The sequence below is a fragment of the Calothrix sp. NIES-3974 genome (assembly GCF_002368395.1).
Classification (GTDB): Bacteria; Cyanobacteriota; Cyanobacteriia; order Cyanobacteriales; family Nostocaceae; genus NIES-3974.
In genome coordinates, this window is sequence record NZ_AP018254.1 from 5,645,019 (window position 1) to 5,662,848 (window position 17,830).

Consider the following 17,830-nt stretch of genomic DNA (forward strand, 5'->3'; position numbering starts at 1 on the left):
GCAACGTCGATTTTTGAGTGCAAAGCCATAAATAAATTTGGAGAACAGACATTTATGGGAAACCAATTAAAAACAGCAGCTTTGTTGGCAGCTTTGAGTGGACTTTTAATTGCAATTAGTTATTGGGTTGTGGGCGGAACTACGGGTATAATTATCGGTATTGCGATCGCAGCAGCAACAAATTTATTTTCTTGGTATCAATCTGACCGGATTGCCCTAGCTGCTTACGGTGCACAGGAAGTCAACGAATCCCAAGCACCTCAACTGTATCGGATGGTGCGCAAATTGGCGGAGCAGGCAAATTTACCGATGCCCCGTGTCTGTATTGTACCTAGTGCTTCTCCTAATGCCTTCGCCACGGGACGAGACCCGGAACATGCAGCAGTGGCAGTGACGGAGGGGATTATGCAAATTTTACCCCCAGATGAGTTAGAGGCGGTGATTGCCCACGAACTGAGTCATATCGCTAACCGTGATACCCTTACCCAAGCGGTCGCGGCAACGGTAGCTGGAGCGATCAGTTTTTTGGGACAGATGTTAAGCTATAGTATGTGGTTTGGCGGTTCCCGCGACAATGAGCGGGGTGGCAACCCCATTGGTGTCTTGGCAACAGTGATATTAGCACCCTTTGCAGCAACCGTCCTACAAATGGCAATTTCCCGCACCCGCGAATTTTCCGCCGATGCTGGTGCAGCTAAATTGACCCGAAATCCCCGTGCTTTAGCTAGTGCGCTACAACGACTGGAAGCAGCCGCTAAAGGAATTCCCTTTCATGGTGCGAATCCAGCCTTTGAGCCATTACTAATTATTAACCCATTTTCGGGGGAAGCGATCGCTAATTTATTTAGAACCCATCCCAGTACGGAACAAAGAGTGGCTGCACTATTGGAGTTGGAAAGGGAATTATCGAGTTTGTAATCAATGGTATTCCTGCAAATTGGTGAGAAGTTGGGTTGTTAGTAAGATTATTTTGTTTCATCGAAATTTATTCTACAAACCCGACTTCCCTATTCAAAAATCTTGCCTTTGCTTCATGTTACCAGCTATTATTTGAATGTTTATTTGAACATTATTTCTGAATATTTTCCTTTTCCTTCTCCCGGTTTTTAAAAACCTCTATTACCCTTTCCAAATCTAAATCAGTCAAAAAATCAATCGTCCAATTTGCCTGACGCTGTAACATGTGAAATGGATAGGTATGGGCAACGCCGACAACCTGCATTCTCGCTCGTTTTGCCGCTTTAATTCCCACCAAAGTATCTTCAATGACTAAACAATCTCGCGGTAATAGATTTAAATCGGGAAACTTTTCATTTAAACGTTGAACAGCCAACATATAACCATCCGGTTCTGGTTTAGTTGTAGTAATTTCCTCCCCCGATACAATCACTTGAAAATACTCACCTAAATTGGTTTTATTTAACACGAAATCAACTGCTGAACGTAATCCTTCACTGACAATGCCTAACTTTAAATTACGGGAACGAATTTGAAAAATTAAATCATCAAGACCTGCAAATAAAGGGAGTTTTTCCAACTTTTCCATCTCTTCAATGTAGCGTTTAAGCTTGCGCTGTAAAATTTGCAGTAAATAATCATCATTCACAACCCGTCCCCGACTACCAATTAAATTACGAAAGCAATCACGTTCACTTTTACCTAAACAGGTTTGCTCGTACTCACCCTTTTTGAGAACAAGATTTTCCGTCAGCAGGATTTCGGCAACTAACTGCTTATGGATTGGTTCATCATTGATGATTACACCATTAAAATCAAATAAAACAGCTTTTAGTCCCATCCCCGCGCTACATGAATCAGCATTAAACTACTTTTATGTCAGTAAACCACGAGTCTTGAGTCAGTGTCAAAATTAATCAATCAAAGTTTTTTGTCAATGGTTTTGATTGTGTCCCAAGGATATGGGAGACTGACTGGGATGGGTGTAGGGATGGGAAAACAGGGGGTCGGAACAAACTACATATTCCAAATCTTTTTACACTCTGTGGTGTCAGGTGTAGGGATGGGAAAACAGGGGGTCGGAACAAACTACTTTCACCCTAGATGGTGAGCTTTCCGCAGCATTGAGTAAAATGGTACAAGAGACTCTTGCTGCACACCCTGATTGATCTTAACCTTGGGGACAGTACTTCCTGACAAAATGGAAATCAAGCGATCGCTACCAACAAATTTGCATACCCCTATTTATCTTACCTTGGAATACTTCCTGACAAAATGGAAATCAAGCGATCGCAACCAACAAATTAATTTCCCTATTCCTACCCTCACGAAGAGACTTTTACAGCGAACCCTAATTACAATCTCGGATCAACAGGTTCACTTTCTAAGGCTAAAATCCCAAATACACACTCGTGGACACGACGCAGAGGAACACCCTTGACAAATCGCTCTAAAGCTTCTACTCCTAAAGCAAACTCCCGCATGGCTAACGAGCGCTTATGGGATAATCCCCGTTGACGTAAACGGTTCAAATGGCACGGTAAGTCGTATTCAGCACCATATATTATCCGTAAATACTCTTGACCACGACATTTAACGGCTGGTTGGATAACACCGCGATCGCCCACACAAATAAAATCCATCGGCTTGACTACCATCCCTTCCCCACCCGCATCAACTAACTGTTGCCACCAATTAATTCCTGCGGCTTGGCTGTGGGGGTCATTTAAATTCACAATTTTATACTCAGTAGTCAGGAGTAAATCGGGGTGAGCATGGGCTATGTTAGCGATTTCTTGCAAATGCCAAAGGTGGGTTTTATCCATATGGGTGGCACCTTCCGTGGCTAAAATATGGAAGGGAGCGAGTTTGATATCGGTGATATCCTGCACATTCCAACAGTAACGTCGATAGGCTTGCACATACAAATTTGCAGCTTGCGATCGCCGTTGAAACTTTTCCAGCAGTGGGGATACATCTACCCCCCTTTCCTGGGTTTTTGTGAGTAAATCCACCGCAGTACCTAAAGCTAATCGCGATGACATCCCCACAGGTGCATACTGTCTGGTCAGCAGTCCCTGAGCTTTCGCAGACCACGGCATTAATTCACAATCGAAACAGACCCAATCGGTGGCAAATCTTTGCCAAAATTGAATATCGCTGAGGGTTGTACTTAACTGGTTTAATAATTGCTGCTCTAACTCCCGATTGTCGAAAAATCTCCGTCCTGTCCGGGTATAACAAATACCGATTCCTTCATCCACCACCCCAAACCGTTTATTTGCAGCTTCTAAATCACGACAGACAATTACTACAGTTCGGGAACCCATATGTTTTTCTTCACACACCACTTCCTGCACCCCCTGACTTTGGTAGTAACTAAAAGCTTGCTGGGGATGTTCCAGATATCCTGGTAATTGGGAAGTTTCCACAGGTGACATGGTGGGTGGTAAATAAATTAACCATTTGGGATTTGCTGCAAACCGACCCATAACCTCCAATGCAGCAATACTATTTTCCTCCCGAATCTTGATATTAGTTTGCAAACGGGTCTGGATAAACCGCTTACCGCATACATCCTCAATCTGTAAAACATCATCCAGTTCCTGCTGTACGGTTCTGGAATGATGGCCAATTCCCTGTAAAGGTTTCAGGGGTTCACAGTAAACCCGTTTTGCTGCGATCGCCACCAATTCCCGTTCCGGATAGCGCAATGCGGTCAATTTACCACCAAAAACACAACCAGTATCGATATCGATGGTATTATTCAACCATTCGGCTTCGGGTACGGGAGTATGACCATAAACCACTAAAGCCTCTCCCCGGTATTCACTAGCCCAATTAAATCGTACAGGGAAACCAAATTCATCAATTTCCCCCGTAGTTTCCCCATACAGTGCAAATTCCCGAACAGCACCGGAACCACGTCCCTGCATTTCCTGTTTCATCCCAGCATGGGCAACTACTAGATTACCATTGTCAAGGACATAATGACTCACCAAGGAATCGAGAAACTCAATTAAAGCCTTGATTGCAGTTTCCCTTTCCGGTTCCGGAATCCCCTCAATTTCCTCCAGGGTTTGTGCTAAACCATGACTCACCCTGACATTTTTCCCTCGCAATTTCCGTAAAAGTTTATTTTCATGGTTTCCGGGAACACAAATCCCGGACCCTGCTACCACCATATTTCTCACTAATTTCACAGTGTCGAGAATTCGTGGACCCCTGTCAACCAAATCTCCTAAAAATACTGCTTTACGTCCTTGCGGGTGGGAATAGGTGGGAAAATCCCAAATTCCTAAATTCACCCCTGTATTCCCAGGGTGGGATGGATCAGTTGGTTGGTATCCCAGTTGGGTAAGGAGTGTTTCCAATTCATCACAGCAACCATGAATGTCACCAATAATATCAAAGGGACCATGTTCATGTTTGAGGTTATTCCATAGGGGTTGACGGTGAATTTCCACCTGATTAATTTCCGTTAGGGAATTCAACACATACACATAGCGAAAACCCTCCTTTTCTAAACCACGTAAACTACGTCGTAAAGCTTGGGTGTGACGACGAACGACGTGGATACCAAATTGTCGATCCGGACGTTGGGAATTGCGTTGATGACAAATTTCTTCCGGTAAATTTAACACAATGGCAATCGGGAAAACATGGTATTCCCGTGCTAGTTGAATATATTTTTTCCGGTCTTCCGGTTGGACATTAGTTGCATCAATAACGGTTAATTTACCAGCTTTTAAACGTTTCTGGACAATATAATATAAAACATCAAAGGCATCTTGAGAAATGGCTTGATTATTTTCATCGTTACTAACTAAACCTCGACAAAAGTCGGAGGAAATTACTTCAAATGGCTGAAAATGTTGGTGTGCAAAGGTGGATTTACCGGAACCGGAAGCACCTATTAGGGTAATTAATGATAATTCGGGAATATTAATTTTAGTCATGGTTGAATAATTTGTAATAGCCTGCGGCAACGCTTCGCGTACGTAGTTCGTAATTTGTAATAGCCTGCGGCAACGCTTCGCGTACGTAGTTCGTAATTCGTAGTTCGTAATAGCCTGCGGTAAAGCTTTGCTTGCGTAATTATAATTTCGGGGATTCCATATTTTATTACTTGTTTGCAGTTGCGCAAATAACTCCAGGTAAGTCGATGTTCCAATGTCCCAATACGTTTCAGTTAAAGATAACTGTAGGTCGGGTTGAGGCTCTGCTTAGACTGTTGATTTTGTTGAAATTTACCCATAAGTTCACACAGTTTTTGTGATTATCTCGTTCCTATGCTCCGCGTGGGGACGCATTCCACGAGGGCTACTTACTGCCTCAAATCAGGAAGCAGAGCTTCCCTATATGTATCAACAGCCGGAGTATTAGAAAAAGTTTGTTTTCACGGTTTGTGCATGAATTTGCGACCCCAAAAAAGACCTAACCTACCCAATAATCAGGCTTTGAAGTCTAACTTAACTGTATTGAGGTATGTCCGAAGCGAGTAGAATGCAGTTAAAGGAAGCAATGATACTGTCTTCATTCACGAGATATGAGACTCTTTTGATTTCACCTAGTACTCCATGTCATTAATTTTGATGAGTCAAGAAAGGCACTTAATAGCGCTTTAACGCCTTTATTTTCAAGCTTTTTCTATCCAGTGACACAGACCACTAGGAAAATGGGGGTTTCTCAGTATCTTTTGCATAGTTCTCTGTTTTCTTTTTAAGAGAGTTATTGGTTTTTAAAAACCTAAACCTATCCAGTTTGAGAACTGTAGTTCTTTGTCGTGATTATGAAATTACTACTTTGCGACCCTACGGTCGAACCGCTACGGGAAGAAGTGCAATGACAAAAACTCTAATTTTGATGATGGAGGAGTGACAGTTCCTATTCCCTATTCCCCTGGAGACGACCCGTTGGGTTGTCTCTACTCCCGACTCACTTTCCAGTCAAATGGTGAAAAATCGCCATTTGGGTGGGTGAACCTACCTGAATACCAGTTTCTCCAATCCCGGTTAAATTCACATTATAACCATATTTACTCGCTAATTTATTTGCCCAAGATTGAAATTCTGAACGTGTCCATTCAAACCGATGGTCGGGATGGCGAAATTTTCCTGTAGCGAGACGTTCAAACTTGACATTGTATTCAATATTGGGAGTAGTCACAATTACACAACTTGGCTGGACAAATCCGAAAATAATTTTTTCTAAAGTGGTTAAACGGGGTAAATCTAAATGTTCAATCACTTCTATTAGGGTGACTGCGTCGTATCCTTTGAATCGAGCGTCTTGATAGGTTAAAGACCCTTGGAATATACTAATTTTTTCCCATTGCTGACGCGGTAAATGGAGTTTTTCTATCCTTTCTTGAGCTATGGTGAGAGCGCGATAGGACACATCCATACCAGTAACTTTGGCAAAAAAAGTATCCCTAATCAAATACCTTAATAAAGTCCCCTCACCGCAACCTAAATCAATCACCTTTTGACAGCCATATTGTTTGAGTGCATCCACCACAGCTAACATCCGTTGTTTATTTAAACTCAACGGTTTTTCCACAGCTGCTTCCACTTCTGCTGCTTCCGCTTCCATCCCATCCGGATCGGGTTGATCTACCTCTGCTAATTGAGCTAAAGCTTGACGGGTTAAACTTCCTTTGCGTTTGAGGTAGCGTCGGGTAATTTCTGCTTTTGCGGGATGGGTGCTTAACCAACCTTCTCCATGATGTAATAACTTAGTAATTTCGTCTTCTCCCACCCAATAGTGCTTATCATCATCCAAAACCGGAATCAACACATAAAGATGGCTGAGTAAATCGACTAAAGGTAAAGTATGCCTTAACTCTACAGAATAGTAGCGACTATTTCCCCACTCTGGGAATTTTTCATCTAACTGATGATTTTCGATGGCGATCGCATACCCTAAGGGTAAAAATAATTCCTGAAAAAATTTTTCCCCACCGCGACAAGGAATCACACTCAATTTTGCCACCAAGGGTATGGATGCTTGCACCAGTTCTGGACGGTCTTTACAGCGTCCTCCCAAAGCTGTACCAAACACCTGGGACATGGCTACACTGAGGAAGGAGGAGGCTACGTAGGGTCGATCATTGACATACTGTTCTAAATTTGTACTACGTCCCCGTACTAGTTTAATCGGATCTATATCCAGTAACAATGCTGCGGTACAATATTCCATGCTAGCTTCTGGATAAAATACATGGGCTGTACCAAAAGCTAGGGGAAATGACTGACATTTATCCGGGTGTTTATGGAGAAGATAACCCAGGTCAGTCGCTGGTTGATGAGTTGTCGATATTGTCAATAACATGAACCTTCAAAACAGTTCTTGATCAATTTTGTTAATTACTCCTTCAGTTGTAACCTTTGCTTTTACGGATTGGTTGGGAGAAAAAACCCGATATATTGGGTCTCTACAATAAATTTTCTGATCCGAACCTTATTACCCCAATTCCCATACTTCCGACTTGGCAACTTCTTGGCGATGGGTGCAGTCATAGCTGTATCATGCTGTTGAGAAGTTTTTGAGTAGGTTTTAATGATACAAATATTTCGTGGGTGGTGGGGGTTTTATCGTCGTTATCAACGTGGTTGGTTTGCTGGTTTGATGGCTGTGACGATGGCTTTTGTGGTGTGGTCTCCGGCTTTTTCCCGGACTCCTCCTGTGGATGTAAATACGGAGTTGCGGGGGGTGTGGTTAACGAATGTGGATAGTAATGTATTATTTGAGACACAACGTTTGGATAATGCTCTGGAACGGTTGCAGGATTTGCATTTTAATATTGTCTACCCGACTGTGTGGAATTGGGGATGGACTCTGTATCCGAGTCAGATAGCGAAAAATGTGATTGGTCGGGAGGTTGATCCGGAACCGGGTTTGCAGGGACGGGATATGTTGCAGGAAGCGATCGCAGGTGGACATAAGCGGGGTTTAAAGGTGATTCCCTGGTTTGAATTTGGGTTTATGGCTCCTGCGGATTCGGAATTGGCAAAACGTCGTCCCCAGTGGTTAACCAGTCGTCGGGATGGGACGAAAATTTGGAAGGAGGGTATCCATGACCGGGTATGGTTAAATCCCTTTCGTCCTGATGTGCAAAAGTTTATTCAGGATTTAATCGTGGAAATCGTCAGTAAGTACGATGTGGATGGTATCCAGTTTGACGACCACTTTGGTTTACCAGCAGAATTGGGTTACGACCCCTACACGGTGAGGTTGTATAAGCTGGAACACCGGGGTAAGGAACCACCGAAAAATCCTCAAGATCAGGAATGGTTGCGGTGGAGAGCGAATAAAATTACCCAATTTATGCGTCAGGTGTTTTTTGCCATCAAAGCAGCGAAGAAGGATTGTATTGTGTCGGTTGCACCAAATCCCCAAAGATTTTCCTACGATTATTATTTAGCTGATTGGCAACGTTGGGAGCGGATGGGGTTAATCGAAGACTTGGTGTTGCAGATTTACCGTGATGATATGAAGGTCTTTACCAGCGAACTTGATCGTCCAGAGGTAAAAGCTGCACGTAAGCATATACCCGTCAGTATTGGGATTATTACTGGATTAAAAGCTAAATTTGTGCCGATGGAGCGGGTCGCACAACAAGTTAAAGAAACACGCGATCGCAAGTTTGCCGGGGTGTCGTTTTTCTTCTATGAAACCCTCTGGAATTTAGTCCAGGAACCACCACAAACCCGCGTCAGCAGGCTGAAAAACATTTTTCCTACTCCTACCCAATATCCTAACCTTTTAGCTGGTTGGAAGCCCCGTTCGTGAGGGGTAAGGGGAGTTGGGGTTGGTCAGAAATTTACCTCCTGTCTCCTCAACCCACCGAACTACCCAACCAACCCAAATAATCATCTGACCCAGCAACAATGGGTAAAGCGATGATTTCTGGAACTTCATAGGAATGTAATTCCTTCACCTTGGCGGTGAGTTGGTCAAATTTTTGCAGGTCAGTCTTTATCAGGAGTTGCCATTCCCGCTCCTGTTGGACTTGACCTTGCCAAGTATAAATAGAACGAATTGGAAACAAATTAACACAGGCAGCAAGCCCCGATTCCACGAGAGCAGAAGCAATCGCCTCCGCCTCGCTTTCGGAACTTGTGGTTACTAAGGCTACTCCGTATTGGTGTGACTGAGCCATAACACATTATCGTTGGTATTGTTGGTGATTGGTTACAGTGTAAATAATCAACAACATTATTGGACAGACAAGGAGTATATCTGTCCGTCGATTAACAGACGGGTAATCCCCTTGGCTTGCAAATGATAACGTGCTTTATGGAGCATTCGACTATCGGGAACCTTGATGACGCGATCGCGTTTACTGGAAAATCGTTTGGCAACACGGTGGTTATCAAAGACGGGGAGGGTGCGCTGCTGAATTTCCGGGTTGGGAATTTGACCCAGGTCGCCAAAATCCCGCAAGGGTCGGGTAATTAATTCCGCAGCACGGTCAATGACTAAATAGCAAGTCCGGGGTAAATTGGCAGCAGAAAGTGGCAATACCCGCACCGAACTATCTCCTCCCCGACGCGTAACCAGGGGTTTTGGTGGTTCCCAAACATCCTCATCGTCTAAATCTTCCTCATCATCCAAATCCTCATCCAGGTCGTCGAGGTCGTCCATCTCATCGCCGAGGACTAAACCATCATCCCCAAACATCTCGGCTAAGGAAATATTCTCCTGTTGAATATCCTTCACCAAGGGACTGACAATTGGTTCTAAATCGACGATGCGTTTTGGTTCAGGTGGTAACAATTCTAACTGCTCGGCAATTAGTTCTTGCTCCTGTTGTGCTTCGAGTAAATCGTCGGCGACGGAATGACGATGACGAGTTACTGGGGTCGGTTTGGATTTAGTGACAGGTTTGGGTTTTGATTTGGGTTTGGTAATTTCCCCTTCTCCCCAATCAGGTTCTGTCACATTTTCTACCTTGGTGGTTGACACCGAGGTAATCGGTTGACCGTCTGCGTCTGGAGTAAACACTGGCAAATTGCTATAGCTAACTTGCGCACGTCCTTCAGGGGTCCGTGCAGCACGTTTGAGGGAAACGAGATATTCATACTCTTCCTCCGCTAACGTGCTTTTGAGCAAGCGGCTAATCGTCGAGTTGCTAACCTCGTACTTTTGAGCCAATGTCGAAGTTGTTTCCATCGTTTCGCGGTACAACTTGAGGATTTCTTTTTTATCTACTTCGGTTAGTTTTCTCACGGTAGACACCACATCGATGGATTTATGTGCGTTTGCGTCCGCGAGTCAGATGACGCGAACGACTTAAAGAAGCATCGTATTCTAAAACAGCACCCATGCCGAATAACACTCCGCTTAACACCCAAAACACTTCTAGTATCTCTCCACTTTGGTAGTTCTTAATCCATGTTGTGGCATATTTTTGCCACATATCTGCAATGTAGAGCGAAAATGCCGCAAATGCAATCATTCGCCATGATAACGAGATGCGTCCACCCCAAAATGCTAACAGCAGACTTGTTGCAATAATTAATAAGAATACATCAGAAACAATATAGAACCAATTGAGTAAGGGTGCTATATCTTGTGCCCAAGGTTCAACTTGATTTTCAACTCCTGGTGGTTGATTGGAAATCAGCCATGCTAAAGCGCTGGCAAATGCACCAATTGCCACTACAACAATCCATTGCCAAGCTTCTAAATTGATGCGTCGCGATGCTACTGCTGTAATCATACTAGCACCAACGAATATATAGGTGATGACGAAGAAGATATCGCCAATCGATGGAAAGGGCTCCTGTTTCAAAACTAACTCAGTGTACCCAAAAAATATCCCACCAACACAATAGGATAACATGCCGATACCCATTGCCAACCAAATATTTCGTCCACTGATGATTTGCCGACTACGCCAATTCCGTAAACACAAAATACCCGCACCGAGATAGGCGATCGCTTCAAAAATATTTGTCCCCAAAATGTACCAAGCTGGACGGATTAATTCCCCATTCTCGTCTGGAACTGGGGCACTGAATAACAAAAAATACAAAACTGATAATACACCCCAAGCGATACTCGCAAGGATAATATTTTGGGTTGAAAATAGTTGTTTAGTACGCTCTACTTGGTTATAAGTGCTACTCATAAATATCTCCCACTGCGTAAATACCCTCTAGCAGTGTTGTAGCCTATCTCCATCTAAACCGCACGCTTTTAGTAAAAAAATACACTTTGTGAGGAGACAGGAGATCAAGTTCTGGCTAATTTCCAATCCCCAACTCCCTACTCCCAATTTGCCCTAACTCCAAATTTGACTTAAGGGGGATTGATTGAGCCAGCTAATGAAAACAGAGCGATCGCCTTCTGCCATTTCAACTAATCTATCAACGACCGGACTAGCAAAACTGGTATTACCAAAATAAATTTTACCCAGACGATGAAGTTCGCTCAAAAAGGAAATCACATGCTCCTGATTCCAGCGAGGTAGTTGATTCCCCTGGAGAGGATTCACATTCAGTAAATACCGAATAGCATCTGGTGTCGAAGTTTGTGGATACTGTTTTTGCCGACAAGTCTCCACCATATCTTTTTCAAACATCGCCGCTTGCCGTACACCTAAAAACTCCTCTATATCCAAATACACGGATTGTAGCAGCATAATAGCAGCTTGAATCAGCAGGACAGGGCTAGTCTCTTGGTTGTCTTCAGACTCGGAATTATCCAGACGAATTTTCCCCCAAACACTAAATCTTTCAGCTTCTTCAAGCAAAACACAGGCTTTTCCGCGATTATCAGTTAAATCTCGCCATAAAGCCTTGGCTTCCTCCTCCTGGCTGGCTTTAAATACACTAATTAACCGAAAGGTTTGCCCCTGATAATGGAGAACTGGCACCTGTTGCTCGCGCTTCGGGTGAAGAATCGAAGATATTTCTACATCTTGTCGCTTGAGAATGAACATGACAACTGCAACCACTCCTGGAGCATCAAAATTTACCATCTGGCGTTTCCGTTATCAGGGATAACATCTCAGCATGGATTTACACTAACGGTAGCATATTCGCCACACCAACCCGTTGACAACACAATATAACTGAATTAGGATACGTTCGTCATCGGATTTTGGATTTTAGATTTTGGATTTTGGATTAGTAGTTGTGAAATTTGCAACAAGACTAACGCAGTTAGAATATTTACCAGTGTAAGGTTTGTAGATTTATTTGCCCAAGTAATTGCATTTTTCCAAAGGCACAGATACAATATCTGAACGTAAAACAACCACCCTATTTGGGCGCGTAGCTCAGCTGGATAGAGCAATTGCCTTCTAAGCAATTGGTCGCAGGTTCGAGTCCTGCCGCGCTCGTTACATTCATAATCATTAATAATCCTTTGATAGCAGTCCTAAGTGAGTTGCAAAATCTTAAATGTAGGGTTGTTAACAGTTGACAGTAAACCTGTGAATTATGTATCAAAACGGTGGTTTCTGTTGCCTTGGGGGGAAATATACTACCGAAAGCAGCAATTAGAATCACCGGAAGGAGCGAATCATGGTGCGGTTAATGATGTGTGTGGTGTTAGGCTTGATTTTAAGCGCTTGTACAGTCAGTGCGCTTGCTCCACCGAGGGGATTAATTGAAAAAGCCGTAGTTTGGCAATTTCAACAGACCCAAACCCAACTAGAACAACAATTGGGTTTAGATATCAAAAATGTGGATATTAAAAATATTGCGATCGCCCAACAGCATCCTTTGAGTATTGAAAATTTGCCTGCATTCCGTATTCAGGGAAGCTATGATGTTATTCTGAAGTTACCAAAACGTCAACTTTCCCAACCCCATAGGGATTTTGATGTGTATATGCAGTTACAACGGGAAGGCAAAACTTGGCGAGTTCTCCAACCGAATCCCAATGACTCAAATCCTTCTAGTTGGCAAAGTTTTATGATTGAGTAGAGACAATCCGACAGAATTAATTCCTAGAGACGACCCGACGCAATTAATTCCTAGAGACGACCCGACGCAATTAATTCCTAGAGACGACCCGACGGGTCGTCTCTACTAAAATCCAAAATCCAACGGTAAAATGCAGAATGCAATTTATATTGGTAATTTTCCAATAGTTTTATGGACTGCATTTACGTTCAGGGAATTCGCGCTTACGGATACACTGGTTACTTACCGGAAGAACAGGTGTTAGGACAATGGTTTGAGGTGGATGTACGTTTATGGTTGGATGTGTCGAAGGCTGGTGAAAGTGACGCGATAGAGGATACCCTTGATTATCGTAGTGTGATTTATCTCGTTAAGGAAATCATCAAAACTTCCAAATTTGCCTTGATTGAAAAATTAATTACCGTGATTGCGGATACAATTTTACAAAAATGCGATCGCGTGACTCAGGTACATGTGGTACTAACTAAACCTGCTGCTCCCATTCCCGATTTTGAAGGTAAAATCAGTTTGGAAGTCACTAGACCGTAATTTCATCTAGATGAGGGAGTAGAGACGACCCGTTGGGTACAAGGAGTAGGGATTAGCACAAATATGTTAATTACACCAGAACCGTAGACGTGCATAGTATGGCTTCTTTTTTTCTCCCTCATCAAAATTAATTTGGTGGAATACTACAATATTCCTAACCCCTACAGACGCGACATGTCGTGTCTCTCCCTTCCATGCATAGCAAACCAGAACTGACCCTCAACGCTCTTACCAACTTTTTCCACACACCTCTAGATTCTCTGCTGAACATCCCCCCAGAAGCAGATAATAATGGGGTTTTAAACCTATTCAGACAGGTAGCAACCACCGTTCCAGCTTATCAAGACTTTATCAGGAAACACGGTATTCATCCCCAGCAAATTCAAACTCTAGCTGATTTCCCAACCTTACCCCCAGTCACCAAGGAAAATTATATTCAACATTATCAAATTTCCGAATTATGCCGTAATGGTGCGATCGCTAATTGTGATTTAGTAGCTGTTTCTTCTGGTTCAACGGGAAAACCAACCTGTTGGCCAAGATTTATCAGTGATGAGGTGGCGATCGCCATCCGATTTGAACAAATTTTCCATGATTGTTTTTTCGCCGATTCCCGTTCGACTTTAGCGGTAATTTGCTTTACCTTGGGTACTTGGGTCGGTGGAATCTATTCGGCTAATTGCTGTCGTTATTTGGCCATGAAGGGATATCCCATCACGGTGGTGACTCCTGGCAATAATCTAGAGGAAATTTTGCGGGTAGTCCAGGAATTAGGTAGTCACTTTGACCAGGTGGTATTGTTAGGTTATCCCCCCTTTCTCAAGGATGTGATTGATCGCGGTCTTGCCCGTGGTGTATCCTGGAGCCAGTACCATCCGAAACTCGTGACTGCGGGGGAAGTTTTTAGCGAGGAATGGCGTAGTCTGGTATTAGAACGGGTTGGTTCCCATTCCCCCTGTTATGATTTAGCTTCTTTGTACGGGACTGCGGATGCTGGAGTTTTAGGAAATGAAACCCCCTTAAGTATCACCATTCGCCGTTTTTTAGCCAACCATCCAGATATTGCCAGGGAATTGTTTGGAGAATCCCGTTTACCAACTTTGGTTCAGTATCAGCCTACCCAACGCTTTTTTGAGGTAAATGCAGGTCGATTATTATTTTCTGGGGATAACGGTATTCCTTTAATTCGCTACGATATCCTCGATACCGGTGGAATAATTACCTACGAGCAAATGTTGACATTTTTGCACCACCATAATTTTGACCCCATTGCCGATTTAGCCGCAAATCAGGGTGTAAATATTGCCCAATGTCGAGGAATCCGTCAGCTACCCTTTGTGTATGTATTTGGACGCTCAAATTTTGCCGTGTCCTTTTTCGGTGCAAATATTTATCCAGAAAATATCGCTGTCGGTTTAGAACAGGAGGGAATTCGAGAATGGGTGACAGGTAAATTCGTGTTACAGGTAGTTACAGATCGAGATCAAAATCGGTTTTTATCCGTTGTGGTAGAATTAGCTCCAAATCACAATTTAGCAGATATACAGCAGGACTCTGGGAAAGTTAATCGTATTGCAGCATCAATTTTGAGTCAATTAAAACGCCTAAATAGCGAATTTGCCAACTACGTACCCCAGGAATATCAACATCCAGTTATCACCCTCAAATCCCACGGTGATCAAGAATATTTCCCCATCGGAGTCAAACATCGTTATACCCGCAACATGTAGAGACGTAACATGTTACGTCTGTACAAATATTATGTCTGTACACACCAATCCAAAATCCAAAATCCAAAATCGTGCTGAGTTCTCGTCAAATAGCCTTTCTTACTTTACGTGATGTTCATAACGGAGCCTATGTTGATGTTGCTCTCGACCGGATATTACAAAAATTTCCCCTTCCAGATACCGATCGACGGTTGGTGACAGAATTAGTGTATGGTTGCACCCGTCGTCAACGCACTCTGGACGCAATTCTCAACCAAATTGGCAAAAAAAACGCCCAATCCCAACCGAAAGACCTACGAACAATCCTCCACCTTGGTTTATATCAACTACGTTATCAACAGAAAATTCCTCCCTCTGCGGCAGTAAATACCACCGTTGAACTGGCAAAAACCAATAAATTTGCTGGTTTAACCGGAGTTGTCAATGGAATTTTGCGCCAATATTTACGGATACAGTCAGCAAAGGATGAAAATATAGATTCGTTAATCTTACCAAATACAGAAGCCAGCCAATTAGGAATTTTACACAGTTTTCCCGACTGGATTATAGAAGTTTGGCTAGAACAGTTTGGATATACAGAAACCGCAGCCTTATCTGCTTGGATGAATCAAACTCCGAATTTGGATTTGCGGATCAATCCCCTACGTACATCCCGTCAAGCAGTGGAAACCGCATTTACCAATGCAGGAATTAATTTTATCCCCCTAGCAAACCTGGACAACGGATTACGGATTACCAATTATCGCGCTCCCATTCAAACCTTACCCGGATTTGAACAGGGATGGTGGACAGTGCAAGATGCAAGCGCTCAATTAGTTGGATACTTACTCAATCCCCAACCAGGAGAAATAATTATTGACGCATGTGCAGCACCGGGGGGAAAAACCACCCAAATCGCCGAATTAATGGGAGATCAAGGACAAATTTTCGCCATCGATGACACCCCTTCCCGCATCAACAAATTAAAACAAAACATCTTGCGATCGCAATTACAATCAATTCAAGTTCACACCGGAGATAGTCGCCATCTCCCCCAATTCTACCAAACCGCCGATCGAGTTTTATTAGATGCACCCTGTTCCGGATTAGGAACCCTCCATCGTCACCCCGATGCAAGATGGAGACAAACCCCAGAAAAAGTCCAGCAATTAACCCAACTGCAAACCGAACTACTCAACCACACCAGCACATGGGTGAAACCAGGGGGAATTTTAGTATATGCCACTTGTACTTTACACAAAAGTGAAAACGAACATATCATCCAATCCTTTTTGCAACTCCATCCCGACTGGAAAATAGCACCACCCCCACCCAACTCCCCCCTCCACACCTATACAACACCCCCAGGATGGTTAAAGGTCTTACCGCACCACCACAATATGGATGGGTTTTTCATGGTTCGATTAAAAAAAACCAATGATTCGCCATAACTACGGATTTCCATTGTAGGATGCCAACAATCAGGAGACAAAACCAGAGGTTTTCACAATGGTTAGTAAAGCAGGGGTTAAAAATCTAGTTAAAATCCTCATTGGTGCAGCGTGGATTGATGGGAAAATTCAACCAGAAGAACGACAATATCTCCGGGAAATTGCCAATGCTAAAGGTATTGCAGACGACCCAGATATCAAACCTTGGTTATACGAACTAGTGCCAGTGAAACCAGAGGAATGTTACCTTTGGGTACAGGAATATCTAGGAGACAATCCAACCCCAGAAGAATGTCAAAATTTAGTCCAAGCCATTAGCGGCTTAATTTACAGTGATGGCGAAGTTGCCACCGAAGAAGCAAAACTTTTAAATAAATTACAATCCTTTGCAGAGGCTGATGAATCCCAGTTAAATTCGATTCTCAAGCAAATCCAAAAGCTCTATCGTCGCTGGGTCGATATCCAATTTTGACCTACTCCCTGCTCTACAGGGTAGTAGGTTAAATCTGGCAATATCATAGTCTACCCATCCCAAGGACTGCGAACAGCCTTACCACCATGATTGAGAACGTGGGTATAAATCATGGTTGTTTTCACGTCCTTATGTCCGAGTAACTACTGTACCGTGCAGAATGTCGGGTGTTGCATAATTTATGCAGACATCCTCAAAAAGACGGTACAAGAAGCGGTAGTTAATCAACCCCGCTTACAGGCAATTCAACTCTACCCCGTCTGCGATAACGAATCCGGCCATTTTCTGGTTTTGGCAACAGGTTGGGATAAACAACGAATTTTTTGCCATACCCTTTACGCTCCCATCGTCAGAAATATGAATTATGAAAAGTTTAAAGATAAAGGTCAGGCTATAATGAAAGCAGCTTATACCCTTTAGATAATGATGCCCCAAAAACTCGAAGTCGTGTTTGACGTTACCAGACGAGATTCAATATCTGGCATTCATCCAATCATATTTTGCTCGCATATATTTTCTTCTTTCTAAGGCAGAGGTCAATCCGATGCAAATAATCCTGAACCTACCTGATAGCCTTAGCCAAACTGAAACCTTTAACCAGAACGACTGGCTCCGAGAAATTGCAATCGCCCTGTTTCAGCAAGAGCGGATTTCCCTCAGCCGCGCTAGCAAAATTACTGGAATGGAAATCATGGACTTCCTGGGGTGTGTTAGTATACACTTGCGCGATCGCTATTCTATAATCCTTGCTGCATAAACATTTCAAGCTAG

16 protein-coding genes and 1 tRNA gene are annotated in these 17,830 nt (G+C 43.2%); 10 read left to right on the plus strand and 7 right to left on the minus strand.

Annotation, left to right across the window (positions count from 1 at the left end; translation table 11 throughout):
- Positions 1–54 precede the first annotated feature (54 nt).
- Entirely contained in the window at positions 55–918 is an 864-nt protein-coding gene (locus CDC37_RS22475) for a M48 family metalloprotease (RefSeq protein WP_096625310.1), read from the plus strand.
- Positions 919–1,069: 151 nt separating this feature from the next.
- On the opposite strand, the gene CDC37_RS22480 is transcribed toward CDC37_RS22475, so the two are convergent.
- From CDC37_RS22480 to CDC37_RS22490, 3 genes are all read right to left on the minus strand, one after another.
- Positions 1,070–1,798: an HAD family hydrolase gene (locus tag CDC37_RS22480; protein WP_096625312.1), complete on the minus strand. Its 729-nt coding sequence runs from the start codon at positions 1,796–1,798 to the stop codon at positions 1,070–1,072.
- Between the two features lie 514 nt (positions 1,799–2,312).
- The gene (locus tag CDC37_RS22485; RefSeq protein ID WP_096625314.1) at positions 2,313–4,916 is read right to left on the minus strand and encodes a polynucleotide kinase-phosphatase; all 2,604 of its coding nucleotides are present in this window, start codon (positions 4,914–4,916) and stop codon (positions 2,313–2,315) included.
- 979 nt (positions 4,917–5,895) lie between these two features.
- The gene (locus CDC37_RS22490; protein ID WP_096625315.1) at positions 5,896–7,290 is read right to left on the minus strand and encodes a 3' terminal RNA ribose 2'-O-methyltransferase Hen1; all 1,395 of its coding nucleotides are present in this window, start codon (positions 7,288–7,290) and stop codon (positions 5,896–5,898) included.
- 228 nt (positions 7,291–7,518) lie between these two features.
- Here CDC37_RS22490 and CDC37_RS22495 point away from each other — a divergent pair, with 228 nt between their 5' ends.
- Positions 7,519–8,751 (plus strand): glycoside hydrolase family 10 protein, encoded by a 1,233-nt coding sequence (locus tag CDC37_RS22495; RefSeq protein WP_096625317.1) that lies wholly within the window; start codon positions 7,519–7,521, stop codon positions 8,749–8,751.
- Positions 8,752–8,797: 46 nt separating this feature from the next.
- On the opposite strand, the gene cutA is transcribed toward CDC37_RS22495, so the two are convergent.
- The 4 genes from cutA to CDC37_RS22515 all read right to left on the minus strand — a co-directional run bounded on the left by cutA (position 8,798) and on the right by CDC37_RS22515 (position 11,908).
- Entirely contained in the window at positions 8,798–9,121 is a 324-nt protein-coding gene (gene cutA / locus CDC37_RS22500) for a divalent-cation tolerance protein CutA (protein ID WP_096625319.1), read from the minus strand.
- A 56-nt stretch (positions 9,122–9,177) separates the two neighbouring features.
- Positions 9,178–10,191 (minus strand): transposase, encoded by a 1,014-nt coding sequence (locus CDC37_RS22505; protein ID WP_096625321.1) that lies wholly within the window; start codon positions 10,189–10,191, stop codon positions 9,178–9,180.
- Positions 10,192–10,213: 22 nt separating this feature from the next.
- Positions 10,214–11,095: a hypothetical protein gene (locus CDC37_RS22510; protein ID WP_096625323.1), complete on the minus strand. Its 882-nt coding sequence runs from the start codon at positions 11,093–11,095 to the stop codon at positions 10,214–10,216.
- Positions 11,096–11,248: 153 nt separating this feature from the next.
- The gene (locus tag CDC37_RS22515; protein WP_096626546.1) at positions 11,249–11,908 is read right to left on the minus strand and encodes an Npun_F0813 family protein; all 660 of its coding nucleotides are present in this window, start codon (positions 11,906–11,908) and stop codon (positions 11,249–11,251) included.
- 328 nt (positions 11,909–12,236) lie between these two features.
- Between CDC37_RS22515 and CDC37_RS22520 the strand changes: the two genes are divergently transcribed.
- The 8 genes from CDC37_RS22520 (at position 12,237) to CDC37_RS22560 (ending at position 17,816) form a co-directional block, all read left to right on the plus strand.
- A tRNA-Arg gene (locus CDC37_RS22520) sits at positions 12,237–12,310 on the plus strand.
- Positions 12,311–12,494: 184 nt separating this feature from the next.
- The gene (locus CDC37_RS22525; protein WP_096625325.1) at positions 12,495–12,899 is read left to right on the plus strand and encodes a hypothetical protein; all 405 of its coding nucleotides are present in this window, start codon (positions 12,495–12,497) and stop codon (positions 12,897–12,899) included.
- 171 nt (positions 12,900–13,070) lie between these two features.
- Positions 13,071–13,427: a dihydroneopterin aldolase gene (gene folB, locus CDC37_RS22530; RefSeq protein ID WP_096625327.1), complete on the plus strand. Its 357-nt coding sequence runs from the start codon at positions 13,071–13,073 to the stop codon at positions 13,425–13,427.
- A gap of 194 nt (positions 13,428–13,621) precedes the next feature.
- Complete coding sequence (locus tag CDC37_RS22535) at positions 13,622–15,157, plus strand: phenylacetate--CoA ligase family protein (protein ID WP_096625329.1); 1,536 nt, start codon at positions 13,622–13,624, stop codon at positions 15,155–15,157.
- Between the two features lie 71 nt (positions 15,158–15,228).
- The gene (locus CDC37_RS22540; protein ID WP_096625331.1) at positions 15,229–16,587 is read left to right on the plus strand and encodes a 16S rRNA (cytosine(967)-C(5))-methyltransferase; all 1,359 of its coding nucleotides are present in this window, start codon (positions 15,229–15,231) and stop codon (positions 16,585–16,587) included.
- Positions 16,588–16,645: 58 nt separating this feature from the next.
- Positions 16,646–17,059 (plus strand): tellurite resistance TerB family protein, encoded by a 414-nt coding sequence (locus tag CDC37_RS22545; protein ID WP_096625333.1) that lies wholly within the window; start codon positions 16,646–16,648, stop codon positions 17,057–17,059.
- Positions 17,060–17,170: 111 nt separating this feature from the next.
- Positions 17,171–17,479, plus strand: a complete 309-nt coding sequence (locus CDC37_RS22555) for a XisI protein (RefSeq protein WP_231943543.1) — start codon at positions 17,171–17,173, stop codon at positions 17,477–17,479.
- Positions 17,480–17,603: 124 nt separating this feature from the next.
- A complete protein-coding gene (locus CDC37_RS22560; RefSeq protein ID WP_096626548.1) occupies positions 17,604–17,816 on the plus strand; it encodes a UPF0175 family protein in 213 nt (70 codons plus the stop codon).
- Positions 17,817–17,830 lie beyond the last annotated feature (14 nt).

Bases quoted from the DNA above. Each gene is read 5' to 3' on its own strand.
- folB (WP_096625327.1), top strand. From the start codon at position 13,071: ATGGACTGCATTTACGTTCAGGGAATTCGCGCTTACGGATACACTGGT.
- CDC37_RS22510 (WP_096625323.1), bottom strand. From the start codon at position 11,095: ATGAGTAGCACTTATAACCAAGTAGAGCGTACTAAACAACTATTTTCA.
- CDC37_RS22545 (WP_096625333.1), top strand. From the start codon at position 16,646: ATGGTTAGTAAAGCAGGGGTTAAAAATCTAGTTAAAATCCTCATTGGT.
- CDC37_RS22525 (WP_096625325.1), top strand. From the start codon at position 12,495: ATGGTGCGGTTAATGATGTGTGTGGTGTTAGGCTTGATTTTAAGCGCT.
- CDC37_RS22485 (WP_096625314.1), bottom strand. From the start codon at position 4,916: ATGACTAAAATTAATATTCCCGAATTATCATTAATTACCCTAATAGGT.
- CDC37_RS22535 (WP_096625329.1), top strand. From the start codon at position 13,622: ATGCATAGCAAACCAGAACTGACCCTCAACGCTCTTACCAACTTTTTC.
- cutA (WP_096625319.1), bottom strand. From the start codon at position 9,121: ATGGCTCAGTCACACCAATACGGAGTAGCCTTAGTAACCACAAGTTCC.
- CDC37_RS22475 (WP_096625310.1), top strand. From the start codon at position 55: ATGGGAAACCAATTAAAAACAGCAGCTTTGTTGGCAGCTTTGAGTGGA.
- CDC37_RS22490 (WP_096625315.1), bottom strand. From the start codon at position 7,290: ATGTTATTGACAATATCGACAACTCATCAACCAGCGACTGACCTGGGT.
- CDC37_RS22515 (WP_096626546.1), bottom strand. From the start codon at position 11,908: ATGTTCATTCTCAAGCGACAAGATGTAGAAATATCTTCGATTCTTCAC.
- CDC37_RS22480 (WP_096625312.1), bottom strand. From the start codon at position 1,798: ATGGGACTAAAAGCTGTTTTATTTGATTTTAATGGTGTAATCATCAAT.
- CDC37_RS22555 (WP_231943543.1), top strand. From the start codon at position 17,171: ATGGTTGTTTTCACGTCCTTATGTCCGAGTAACTACTGTACCGTGCAG.
- CDC37_RS22560 (WP_096626548.1), top strand. From the start codon at position 17,604: ATGCAAATAATCCTGAACCTACCTGATAGCCTTAGCCAAACTGAAACC.
- CDC37_RS22495 (WP_096625317.1), top strand. From the start codon at position 7,519: ATGATACAAATATTTCGTGGGTGGTGGGGGTTTTATCGTCGTTATCAA.